The organism is Quyinboa sediminis (genome assembly GCF_042219855.1).
Lineage (GTDB): Bacteria > Bacteroidota > Bacteroidia > Bacteroidales > UBA5342 > JBHJHP01.
Genome location: NZ_JBHJHP010000010.1, coordinates 78025 through 90627, shown reverse-complemented (window position 1 = coordinate 90627; position 12603 = coordinate 78025). Strand labels below are relative to the sequence as shown.

General features: G+C 40.2%; 8 protein-coding genes. 2 read left to right on the top strand and 6 right to left on the bottom strand.

Annotated features, from left to right (window positions below; translation table 11 throughout):
* Positions 1-17 precede the first annotated feature (17 nt).
* On the top strand, positions 18-1205 hold the full coding sequence (locus ACE1EF_RS19070) for a cation:proton antiporter domain-containing protein (RefSeq protein WP_375722300.1): 1188 nt from the start codon (positions 18-20) through the stop codon (positions 1203-1205).
* Positions 1206-1351: 146 nt separating this feature from the next.
* Entirely contained in the window at positions 1352-2392 is a 1041-nt protein-coding gene (locus ACE1EF_RS19065) for a hypothetical protein (RefSeq protein WP_375722299.1), read from the top strand.
* Between the two features lie 604 nt (positions 2393-2996).
* Here the strand turns inward: ACE1EF_RS19065 and ACE1EF_RS19060 are convergent.
* The 6 genes from ACE1EF_RS19060 to ACE1EF_RS19035 form a co-directional block, all read right to left on the bottom strand.
* Positions 2997-5924, bottom strand: coding sequence for a M16 family metallopeptidase (locus tag ACE1EF_RS19060; protein WP_375722298.1), 2928 nt, complete (start codon positions 5922-5924; stop codon positions 2997-2999).
* 134 nt (positions 5925-6058) lie between these two features.
* On the bottom strand, positions 6059-6874 hold the full coding sequence (locus ACE1EF_RS19055; protein WP_375722297.1) for a fimbrial biogenesis chaperone: 816 nt from the start codon (positions 6872-6874) through the stop codon (positions 6059-6061).
* A 5-nt stretch (positions 6875-6879) separates the two neighbouring features.
* Positions 6880-9759, bottom strand: coding sequence for a hypothetical protein (locus ACE1EF_RS19050; RefSeq protein WP_375722296.1), 2880 nt, complete (start codon positions 9757-9759; stop codon positions 6880-6882).
* Positions 9760-10320, bottom strand: coding sequence for a hypothetical protein (locus ACE1EF_RS19045; protein ID WP_375722295.1), 561 nt, complete (start codon positions 10318-10320; stop codon positions 9760-9762). It lies immediately after the preceding gene.
* 63 nt (positions 10321-10383) lie between these two features.
* The gene (locus ACE1EF_RS19040) at positions 10384-11082 is read right to left on the bottom strand and encodes a hypothetical protein (protein ID WP_375722294.1); all 699 of its coding nucleotides are present in this window, start codon (positions 11080-11082) and stop codon (positions 10384-10386) included.
* 283 nt (positions 11083-11365) lie between these two features.
* Positions 11366-12598, bottom strand: a complete 1233-nt coding sequence (locus ACE1EF_RS19035) for a CinA family nicotinamide mononucleotide deamidase-related protein (RefSeq protein ID WP_375722293.1) — start codon at positions 12596-12598, stop codon at positions 11366-11368.
* Between the last annotated feature and the right edge of the window lie 5 nt (positions 12599-12603).

Sequence of the window (12603 nt, the reverse complement as noted above, 5' to 3'; positions counted from 1 at the left end):
ACTTAAAACTTAACAATATGCCTTTTCTGGTTACCGAAATAAATCCTGTTTTTTCTAACATCGTTTTACTTTCAATGGTCATTATTGCAGCAGGATTTATCTTTAACCTTTTAAAACAACCTTCCATTATTTCATATATCCTGGTTGGTATTCTTGTTGGGCCTCATGTGTTTGGTCTGATCACAAATGAGGCTCTGATTTCTGATTTCGGGTCTTTAGGTCTGGTTCTCCTCCTCTTTTTCCTGGGCATGGAACTTTCGCTGGATTCACTGATAAAGAACTGGAAACTGGCTTTAATAGGTACCTTGTTTCAGATTATATTCAGTATTCTGGCCATAGCCGCTATCAGCTCCATATTTGACTGGAATTTCAATAAGATCATAATTTTTGGATTTCTGATCAGTTTAAGCAGCACGGCTGTCATCATTAAGGTTCTTGAAAGCAGAAAAGAAATTGAAACGAAGGTAGGCCAACAGGTCATAGCCATCCTGCTGGCACAGGATATCTTAATCGTTCCCATGATGTTAAGCATTAACTATATGGGAGGCGACAAACCCGAGATGCAGGAGATTATTCTGCAGGCAGTTGGTTCAGTATTCATTATAGGTATTCTGGCCTGGATATTTTACAAAAAACACATTAAACTCCCCTTTGAAAAACTCATTCTGAGAGATCATGAACTACAGGTTTTTATCGCCTTTTTTATCTGCTTCGGATTTTCAATACTGACTGCCATATTTCATCTCTCTGCCGCTCTGGGCGCTTTTGTGGCAGGAATAATAGTGGCCTCTTCCCGATCCACGCACTGGGTGCATTCAAGTCTGCATGCATTTCACATCATTTTTGTAGCCATGTTTTTTGTATCCATAGGTCTGATGCTGGACATCTCCTTCTTTCTGGATAATTACATGCGGGTGATAATTCTTGTGGTTACTGTACTGGTTATCAACAATATTATTAACGGAGTGGTGTTTAAAATATTTAAAGCACCCTTGTGCAACAGCATTTATGCCGGTTCCCTTCTGGCTCAGATCGGAGAGTTCAGTTTTATTATCGGTGCTACAGCACACCTCAACGGCATTTTAAATAACGAAGAATACCAGATTATTATAAGTGCTATAACGCTTTCCCTTATCGTCAGTCCGTTCTGGATTTCTCTGATTCACCGTTTATTCCGGAAAAGACTAAGTGCCTGCAACTTCTGATGGCGTTGAAGCCGGTATTGAAAAACTTCGTTGTAAACGTTTACATTTTTTTTCACTTTATCCCTTTCAGATTCTGCAAGTCTGCTATTTTTTTTATATTTTAGTGCTGATATTACTATGTTAAACTCATAAAAATTTATAATGGTATGAAGAGAATCTTTACACTTTTAATTGCTTTTACACTTTTAGTAGCCTTTGCAAATGCGCAAAAGAATGTAGTGTATTGTACAACTTTAAGATCTAATCCTGCTGCAAACATGTGGCCTGAGAATAATGATGTAATTATTCAAATGCTGAACGCAGATCCAAATTTCAATGTTACTGTAAAAGTTTTGGAAGCAGGAGGTATTGACCCGGACACACAAAGTCCTGTTGACCTTTCAGGTTATGATGTTATTATTTTACATGATGGTTTAGGTTCAAGTGATGAATTCTGGAAGCCTACTGGTGCTGCGGCTTTAGCAACATTACCAGCTCCTACTTTATATGATAAAATATATGCGTTTCAAGCGGGTAAAGCATTCACAACCAGCGATGGAGCTTCAACAAATGCAGAAAATGTTTATAACCTGACAATTGTTGATGGCACAAGTGATTTATTTAAAGGGATAGATGTATCATCAGGTGTTATTACTGCAATGAAAGGTGGTGTAGCAGATGATGGTAGTACAGGCGTTAGAGGTCTGCAGTATAATACAGGAAATGTAGTACCTGATAATACATTGCTTGCATATCCTGAAGGAGCTTCTGATGTGGCCATATCTTTTTCCGATTTTGCTGCAGGCTCAACAATTGATGATGCAACACTTCAAAACCGTGTAATTATATTGGGATATAATGTTGGTGTAACAAGAAACACTGACTATGCAGATAAATGTGCGATGACAGCAGAAGGATTGACAATTTGGAGAAATGCAATTTATATGTTAGCAGAGTTGGCTGTACCGGAAACGCTGGCTGATTTTAGCTTTTTAGCAACCAGTATTGAAAAAACTCAGATTGAGAGTGCTTCTGCTTATGCTGTAAGCGGTGGTATAAGAGTACCGGCAGAATCAAATGCCAGTATATATTCCATTTCAGGAAAAGTTGTGGCTAAAGGTGTTACCAGTGATTTCGTAGAATGTCCTAAAGGCATCTATATCGTTGAAATTGGTGGAACAACAGCTAAAGTAATGGTAACTAAATAATTTTAGAAGTCATAATTCAGAAAAGCGGTGGATACTCTCTACCGCTTTTTTTATGTCGTTTTTTCATCACCGGGATTAATTAGCCAATCGCCTGTCTTCATTTAATGTCCTTATATTAAACATCATAAGTCTGATCGTTTTCAATGTCCCCCATTTTCAAAAAGGGGGTGTCATGATAGGTACATCATGACAGGGGAGTTTTTTAACTTATAAACTGTTATATTCAAACGATATCTTTACATCGACCTGACCCTTAAGCTATAACTGAATAAGATATTTTAAATCATTATTGTCCGGCTATAAATCTATATGACTTATAGATTCTTCGCTTCATTTTACTACGCTCAGAATGACAGTCTTTTAGGTTCACATCCTCCAGCCCAACAACCAGTAAATGCCTGTAATTCCAGGTGTAACGAGGAATCTCTGAAGCTTTAACCGGAAAACTGATTATAATACTGGCATTAAGAAACACACCTTATAGCCTTGGTGTCGAGCTTTGTGTCCTTTGTGGTGAAGTTAAGGTCCAGGAACTGTTTCCAAACAAGAAACGCCACCTTAAACGGCAGCGTTTCTATACTATTTTGATCTTACTACTAATATTTTAATATCCGAATACATCTTCAAGTGTCAGTGTTTTGACCGGTGCAATGGATTTGAGCTTATCGTTTGTTACAACTTTCTGATCACCAATAATAACATAGGTATATTGTTTATCTTTTATGTGGGTATCAAAGAAATTCTGTACATCATCCAGTGTCATTGTCTGTGCAGCTTCGTAATAATCTTTACGAATATCGTGATCTATGCCTTTTTTCTCATTGGCAAGCCAGGTCCAGAAGATCCTTTGTTTGGTAATCCTGTCAGTCTGGATATTCTTTACAATGTTATTGCAGGCAATATGAAACGGGTTTTCTGAAACAACCATCGTCTCAAGAAGCCCATCCATTGCAGATACAGCATCCAGCATTTTATCAGCCTGGGTATAAATAACACCCTGGATAAAGAAATTTTCATCTTTCTCTTTCGGGGTCATATATCCAGCCCAGGCAGAGTAGGCCAGAGCTTTAGCTTCTCTTATTTCCTGGAAAACAATTGAACTCATATTACCACCATAATATTCATTGAAAATATGGGCATCAATCATCACTTTTTCCTGGTAGGGCACATCTTTTGCGAGGTAAAGTACATCGACCTGTGATTTTGGATAATTGAGAAACAGCACATTCTTTTTGCTGAAATCTTCTGTTGCAAATTTTTTCTCAGCCGGACAATCAGACAAATCACCTTCAACACGGTGGTGCTTTTTAATAATGTTGGCAACTTCGGGTGCCGTTTTGGGACCATAATAGAACACCCTGTGTTTGAAACTGTTGAATCTTGACAGTGCATCCGTTAAATCTTTGGGATTCATTGAATTTAAATCCGATTCAGACAATATATCTGTCATTGGTGAAACGGAACCATACTTGGCATAATTTAACATGGCCGTTCTGATTGCCGCAGGACTCTTTTTCTGATCATTCCTGCTTTTCAGAATTCTGTCCACCAGATTTTCGTAAGCTGCGGAATCAGGTTTGGCACTTGCCAGTAAATGTTCAATCAGCTCAAGGCCCTGCAACATCTTCTCACTTAGACCCGATATTTTAACAATTGATCGGTTATCACCAACACTTGAGTCAAAGGTGATTCCCATTTTATAAAATTCCTTGCTGATATCTTCAGCCGTATAATGATCTGTTCCGAGGTAGGACAGATAACTCATCGCCAGCGCGAGTTTTTGGTCATTCCTGTCACCCATATCCCAGATGAAGTTTAATTCAAACAGATCGTTGGTATTGTTTTTAATGTAATCCAGTTCCAGTCCGGGTTCCAGTTCTTTCTGTTCAATCAGTTCATCAAAATTCACAAAAACAGGTTCAATAGAATCAGATTTCTCACTCAGAAAATGCTTCAGATAGTCGGATTGTATATCCCTGTTGATTTCCACAGAGGTAATTTCCGGCTTTTCCACTTTTACCAGATCACCGGGTTCACCGGTGCGTTTGTATACCACCACATAATTATCTTTGTAGTGCTCATTCGCAAAAGCAACCAGTTCATCCTTTGTGATTTTTGCCACTTCATTGTAAAAGTCAAACAGTTCGGCCAGGTTCATTTGATATATAAAGGCATCAAGCAGCAAACTGACACGTTGATTGCTTTCGGTCCGTTTGATCATATCGACTTTAAAGTTATTGTTGACCGCGTCCATCAGCCAATCCTCAAACTCACCTTTTTTAACTTTTTCAATTTCACCCTGAATCAGATCTTTGACTTCTTCCAGTGTCTGCCCCTGTTTCGGGATTCCATAAAACATGTGCATGCCGTAATCGCTCTGGAAACTCGGGCCACAACCTGCATTCAATACTTTCTGCTTCTGAACCAGATCAAGATCGATCAACCCTGCCACACTGTTGTTCAGGATCATATCAATCATATAAACGTATTTTTTATCTTCCGATTTTTCTCCGTTGAACCGGTAGGCAAACATCACATTCTCAGCTTCCGGTCCATAAACTTCTTTCTCAACCACATGTGTAATCGGTTCTTCTTTGGGATGTTTAATCTCAGGTAACGGTTTTGATTTGAATTTTCCAAAAGTAGAATCCACGAGTTGAATGGTTTTTTCGTAATCAAGGTCCCCGCTAAGAATTACAGCCATGTTATTGGGCACATACCAGGTATGAAAAAATTCCATGATGTTCTTTTGTGATGGATTTTTCAGATCTTTTGGATAACCGATGATGTCTCTTCCCAGCGGATGATTCGGAAACAGGTTTGCCATAAGAACCGATCTCTCCCGCGACATATCCCTGTCCTGGCTCATATTGAACTCTTCATACACTGTTTCCAGCTCAGTATGGAATAAGCGCAGCACGGGATCAGTAAAGCGCTCCTGCTCCATTTCCAGCCAGCGTTTAAGTTCATTCGACGGAATTTCATTAACATAAGTCGTAGTTTCGTACGAGGTGAATGCATTGGTTCCGGTTGCTCCGATGGCCGAGGTCATCCGGTCGTATTCATTTGGTATTGCATATCTGGAGGCAATCTGCGACAAACGGTCTATCTCGCTGTAAATTGCTTTCTTTTCTTCATCTGTCTGTGCTTCCTTATGCTTTTCAAAAAGATCCGAAATACTGTCCAGATAGACTTTTTCTGCTTTCCAGTTTGAGGTACCGAATTTTGCCGTTCCCTTAAATAACAGATGTTCAAAATAATGTGCAAGTCCTGTGGTTTCTTCAGGATCATTTAATGAACCGGATCTGACGGAAATATACGTCATAATACGGGGCTCATCCTTGTTGACTGAGAGATAAACCTTCAGCCCGTTATCCAGCGTATAAACGCGTGTATCAGTAGGATCGTTGGTTACTTTTTCATAGGAATATCCATTTTCGTCAACCATCTCACGAACAACATATTTATTCTCGTTGCACGAATAAAAGATTACGGTGGTTAAAATGGCGGTTAATAGAATTAATCTTTTCATTATATACCTGTTTAAATGTGTAAATACAAAAATACAGAAATGTTTACATTGTTCGATTGACGCACTTCAATAGTACGCGAACAACAGATTTTTATCGGTAAACAGCGAAATTTTGGGGTTAACCGAATTATAAACTATTCAACAGTAAGTTCAAGTTCTGCAGCTTCAATCTCTTCCCTGCTGCCAAAGTCTACTACCCCCAGGGCAGAATAGGACCCGGCGTTAAGTGTATCAGGTAGTGCAAAGAATACTTCACGTTCGGAATCCGGTAACATGGTAAAGGCCTTCACACCAATGCGTTCTACGGTACCGGTACTGTAACTTGTCAACTCAATATATGATGCGCAATTCAGAATGGCTTCACCGGTATTATCCACGGTCATCAGTATACCCTTTTCACCTTTATTATTTGTTTGCTTAGCGAATCCGGTAATCTCGGCACGTTTCAGATTCACGGCAGGAGGCGTCTGAAAAATATATACCACAAGCTGGAAAGTCTCCATGATTCCGAAGCCCATCTGATTTCCTTCTTCGCCCGGCTGCCTTTCTTTTGCCAGACGGACCACAACAGAACCCCATTTTACCTGATTGGCTTCCGGTACATTAGCCAGTGTAACGGCAATGTTTATCTCCTGTGTTTCACCCGGGCCCAGTTCAAAGAAATTAGGCGTGGCTGTAATATTATTGTTTAAGGAATGAACCGACTCTCCGTGCTGCATCATTCGTGTTTTGCCCTTATTCCCTTCCGGTTCGAAATCGGCAAATGTAATGGTGTATGCCTGTTTGGAAGATGTACTGTTGGTTACCCTGAGTACCTGCGTCTCTGATGATCCGGGACTTGCACTGAAAAAAAGTCTTGAAGGTGCAACTGTAGCACCCTGCCCGAAAGCGTTTAACATACTAAGGGTAAAAAATAAAAATGCCGGGGAAATAACGTTCTTAAACTTCATAGTCATCAAAATTTCTTAATGTTCATTCTACGTTCCTGTTCGGAGATTAAAAAGTTTACAAAAACCGATTTATTTATATCATTAATTTCTACTTCAATATCATTTTCCTGCACCGAGAAACCTGCTCCGAAAACAGCACTGTTTATGGACACTGTGAATTTCCCTCCCGGCACTTCAATTTTAAAAAAGCCATTCTGATCTGTAAGAGTGGAATACTCGTTTCCAAACATATCTGTTGCCACGATCCGAATGTTCGACAGCTCCACATCTTTTTCAGAAAAGCGAGTATATTTTGCTTTCTGCACCTGGAGCGTTCCCATTATCTTGCCTCCGGACGTGAATGGTAAATATACAATTTCATCCTTAAAAAGCGCCACGGTTTTCACACTGTTGTTATAAAAGCCATCGCCCTTGGTGAGCTTTTGGACGACTATGGTATAATTTCCCTTTGTAATATTTTCAAGCAATCCTTCCCCTCCTGCACCGGTCAGTATCTTATATCCATCCATTGAACTAAACATACCCTTATCTTCCGCAGGAATCAGCGATACCAGTACATTCGTCAACCCCTTTTCGTTTTTCTCTTTTATACCGTTGCCGTTTTCATCATAAAAGGCGATGCATTGCACATCGAAAAACCGCTTTCCTGACACCGGAATTCCGAGCTCTTTTCGCACGCCAAATCCTAACTCAAGATTTTTAGATGATGTTCTTGAATACGAGTCAGGCTGGTTAATAAATTGCTGCTGGCGACTGAAATAGGATATATTACTGTAAAAGCTGAACCGGAATCCGGTCTTGGAATACCAGAATAACTCCGGCCGGGTATTGAAGATATGTTGCTCTCGTACGAGTCTGTAATTGTAATTACCGCTGAATCTGGCCAGGAGTCTGTTTTTGGCCATCCACAAATCATAATACCCATTCAGAAAGATGGTCTGGGGGTTCTCTCTGGATTGTGCATATTCACTGAATTCATAATAGTAGAACGGGCCGTAATGATAACGCAAGTTCACCAGGAGGTTACTTCTGTACCGGTATGATGTTTTTAAACGAGCGCTGAAAAATGACCCGAAGCCGATGAGCTCCGGAAACTGGTTTACATCTGTATTAAGTGATGCCGAAATACGTGAGTTATCTTCAAACCTGCGGTAATACGAAACACCAACTCCTTCGTTTACCATCTGGAGACTGTTGTAAAAACGCTCCCTGGCATAAAGTGATCCGGAAAATGTATTCATTCGTTGCGAAGCAGAAAGTTTATATTCCGCCTGGTTGGTTCGCGAACGGAGTCCCTGCTGAACAAGATTGCCAAATACATCATATATATCCGGACGGGAAGAAAAATGGCTCACCAGAAGACGGGACTGCAGACCGCTTTGATGATAGAATCCGGTGATACCAGAAAGCTGTGTAATACCAGGTGACGGTTCGTAAGTTGGTGTGCCATATCGTCCTGTTGCAGAAAAGGTAAACCTGTTGAAACGCCCGCCATAACTTAAACGTGTACCATAACCGTTCCGGGTAAATCTTCCCGGGGCATTAAAAAGATAGGTTCTCATATTGTACCCCATCATCAGGCGTACCATGTGGTTATTATTTATCCTCCATGATGACTCCGGAATTACGGTGATATTTTGCTGATTATTGTAGCTGTTTTCTTCGTAGAAGGAATAAACGGCGGCATTCAGGTCGCGTGGTGCATAATTGTATTTGTAGTACAAACTTCCACCCCAGCGTTCGATTTCAAACATATCCGGACTGGCAACAATTCCACCTCCTGCTTCATGTCCCTTTGCCCTGTAACCTCCCCTGACACCTTTACCGGAGACGGAAGCACCTTCATGGTTCAATACCAGGTTACCAAGTTCGGCATAGTACTTTGGCGCATTGTACCCTACAAAAAAGTAATCACCAAGAAATGCATCTGCATTGAGCACGTTGGAATTAAAGTTGGTCTGGTAAAAATAACTTAGTTCATTAACTTCATTTATGGTTTTATTTCCATATGCCTGAAAACTGAGGTATGTGGACTGTTCCAGGATATTATAGGCATCAAGCTGAACAACCAGCGGCAGACTTGCTGAACCATACCTGTTCTCCTGGTAATAGTCTGAAACCTTATTTAAGGTAATATTTTCCTTGTCAACGGCGTATAAATGATCATCACCTTTATTGTGCGCCTCAGCCCTGATATTGTAAATCTCTCTGTTTGGTTTCTTTCGTAAGGTATTGTAGGTGTTTTCACCCTCGAATTTTCTGTTTATGACCGCATGAAAATTCAGCACTGTATCTTTTCCGCTTTTAAGGCTGAAATCCTCCGGCCTGAAAATGTTATAATCATCATCATACAAGGTAAGCTTGTCCCTGAAAGCATTCAGATCGAATAACAAATCTTCAGTTGCATTTCCCTGGTTGATCACATAAAATTTCAGATCCGCGGTATCTCTGCCATGCAGAAAATAAATCTGGTTTGATTCCGGTTGAATATGCCAGTTACTCAGCCGTTCTACTGTCAGAATCCAGTTATCATTATTTACCAGAAAGCCATCGCTGAACAGTTCAGCCCCTAAAACAGCATAGTCACCACCCTGAATATTTTTATCCGGAATCATATAAACCGGTACAAATACAGAATCATTCGGTGCCAGAATAAAAGTCCTGCTTTGCATACCCAGCAATTTCCATTTTGGCGGGACCTTAAAATTAAGCAGAAAAGGGTAAGTGTTTGTCGTATTGTTTACAATCTTAATTCTGTTCCGGGCAATTTCTGAAACCGACTCCGTGGTATTTTTATTGAGAAACTGCATTACAATACCCTGTTGAGCGCTCAACACCTGAAAACCTGTAATCAAGAGTAATATTTGCAGCAGGTATTTTTTCATTTATAGGTCTTCACTGATTGTAAACACAATTTCCATCCGGTATAATCCGGGCCTGACATAATTCACCGGATCCAGACCAGGTGTTATTCTGAAATCTACAAAGAATTCATAACACGATGGCAGTGTCAGGTAATTTCCTGCAGTATTCGTCCCTGAATTAGGACATGGTACATCGATATCCGTTACCGCTGAACCAATTAAATACTGATCATTATCTGTTATTGAAAAAAAATCAGAGATCAAAGGGGTTGATGAGGAATTTCTGACGCGAAGCTCCAGTATATCAAGTGCCGGTATAACGCCGCCGGAACTGTAAGCCTCAACAACCGACCAGTCAGATGTGGTTGATTTTACACTTAAATCCCATCTGCGATCACTGGACACATTCAGCTTTAATGAATTAAACCGGGTAATACCGGTTTTATAATCACCAATTGATGTAAAAATAAAATCCACCTCAGGTGATGTCTTCAATTCAAAAGACACCTGTGCAGACAGTGGTGGCAACCAGTATGTACAGTTTAAAACAACAAGTAATATTAACCTGATACATCTCGTCATAATCCTAAAAAAGGTTGTCAATTGGTGTTTGACAACCTTTTCAATGCTAAAGTAGTATTTTTTTTATAAATCTTCAACCAAAGAATACACCACTTCGATGTAATAGTAACCGGCCTGCGCATAATCAACTGCGTTACCCAAAGTTACATCGTCAAGTGCAATTGTAGAATTCGGGAAAGTAGCCGGTACATTAGGCTTCAGTCTGTACGAAATTCTGAACTTGTGTGTATTGGGATTACCATCAGCTGTACCTGGAGCACCATTCTCATCCACACCTGCAAGCGTGTTGTCACCTCCCATAAGGAACTGCGTATTTGCATCCGGAGTAGCATCGTCCATACCTGAATTGGTCAAACCTTTTAATGAAACCAGGTTGTTATCCAGACCAACGCCACCTGTAATAGCTGAGTTATCATACGAAGAATTGATCTCCAGAATTTCAGCCGGTAAAACAGCAGCACCATTGGTTGAATAAGCCTCTACCTGAGTCCATGTATCAGAAGCGGCATACACATACATATCCCATGCAACGGTTGCATCAACCTCAAGCTGGGTTGCATTGTACTTCACAATACCCTGCTTATATTCTGCTATGCTGCTAAAACTAAAGTCAACCTGTGGATTAGTTGTCATAGTCAGGTTTAGGATTCCCTGTAAATCCATGGTAATATAAGCATACTCTTCGTCAGACAATTGAGCATATCCTGATAACACACCCAGGCCTGCGATAAACATTACTAAAGTAAATAATCTCTTTTTCATCTCATGAATTGTTTTTAGTTATTCTGAGACAAATTTACATTTATTTTACATTTAATACAAATTAACTTATTATTTTTTTAACTCTGAATAAATATAACTAGCATACACTCCTAAAATATTTTACATAAAATACTCTAATACAACTCTTTACGGAATACCAATTTATTTACACATTAAGATTAATTTATAATAAATCTTAAAAAGACAATTAAAAATACGGGGTTTCAGTTTCTGAGATGTAAACAAACAGTTTGATCCGATTTCCCGTTAATCATTTTTATAATTACATATCCTTCAAATACTTATTCAGAGCCATCAGGGCATTGGTGGCAGTCCGTTCTATGTTAACCTGGCGGGTGTAATGCAGTGAGAGTTTCTTTGCAAAGCAATCGCCTTTTATGCACCATCCCAGCCAGATGGTACCAACCGGTTTTTCAGGCGTACCACCATCGGGACCGGCAATACCACTGGTTGCTATCCCTATCTCAGTTTTTAATCGCCTGCTCACACCGAGTGCCATTGCTATGACCACCTCTTCCGATACAGCACCATATTGTTCAAGCAACTCTTCCGGAACATCCAGCAAATCGATTTTCACAGCATTATCATAAGCAACCACCGAACCTTTAAAATACTTTGAACTTCCGGGCACGGATGTTATCTTATGCGCTATAAGACCGCCGGTGCAACTTTCGGCCGTGGCTACAGTCAGGTTCTTATCCGATATCAGTCCGGCCAGAATCCATTCAGGCAATATTTCATCCTCTGATACCAATATACTGCGCACCTCATGCTTCAACCTGTTTAAATAGGTATCATAAGCCGGACCTGCATTTTTTCCGGTCAGTCGCAATTTAATATATCCGGGAGATGGCAAATAAGCCAGACGAATGCTCTCAGGCAGAGCATTTTCAAATTCAGCCAGGTTTTCAGCCAGCTCGGCTTCCGTGATTCCTGAAACCACAATGGTCTTGTATTTATTCAGGTTCTGAAGTTTAAACTTATCAATTAACTGCGGCACAACATCCTGAGTCATGGCATGCTTCATCTCATAGGGAACACCTGGCATGGACACCACCACTTTACCATGTTCTTCAAACCAGAGTATCGGAGCCGTACCAAGGCTGTTCATAATGATCCTGGCTTTTTCAGGCACTTCTGCCTGCGAACGGTTATGCGCATTGATATGTCCGATCCGTGGCAAAATGATGCGTTCAACGTTCTTTAAAACTTCATCGTTAAATATAAATCCGGAATTGAAGTAGGATGCCAGAACTTTTACGGTAATATCATCTTTCGTTGGGCCCAGTCCTCCTGTAATTAATACAATATCGGAATGCAGCAGGGCAAAATCAAGTGCTGTGGTAATTGCATTCCTGTCATCTTTAACACTTTGTTTTCCTGCAACCTCAAACCCTTCTCTTGAAAGGTATTCTCCCATCCATGCAGAATTTGTATCTATCACCTGACCTATCAGTAACTCATCGCCAATGGTAATTATATGTACCTTTATCATGTTCT

Bases quoted from the DNA above. Each gene is read 5' to 3' on its own strand.
- ACE1EF_RS19070 (WP_375722300.1), top strand. From the start codon at position 18: ATGCCTTTTCTGGTTACCGAAATAAATCCTGTTTTTTCTAACATCGTT.
- ACE1EF_RS19045 (WP_375722295.1), bottom strand. From the start codon at position 10,320: ATGACGAGATGTATCAGGTTAATATTACTTGTTGTTTTAAACTGTACA.
- ACE1EF_RS19065 (WP_375722299.1), top strand. From the start codon at position 1,352: ATGAAGAGAATCTTTACACTTTTAATTGCTTTTACACTTTTAGTAGCC.
- ACE1EF_RS19040 (WP_375722294.1), bottom strand. From the start codon at position 11,082: ATGAAAAAGAGATTATTTACTTTAGTAATGTTTATCGCAGGCCTGGGT.
- ACE1EF_RS19055 (WP_375722297.1), bottom strand. From the start codon at position 6,874: ATGAAGTTTAAGAACGTTATTTCCCCGGCATTTTTATTTTTTACCCTT.
- ACE1EF_RS19035 (WP_375722293.1), bottom strand. From the start codon at position 12,598: ATGATAAAGGTACATATAATTACCATTGGCGATGAGTTACTGATAGGT.
- ACE1EF_RS19060 (WP_375722298.1), bottom strand. From the start codon at position 5,924: ATGAAAAGATTAATTCTATTAACCGCCATTTTAACCACCGTAATCTTT.
- ACE1EF_RS19050 (WP_375722296.1), bottom strand. From the start codon at position 9,759: ATGAAAAAATACCTGCTGCAAATATTACTCTTGATTACAGGTTTTCAG.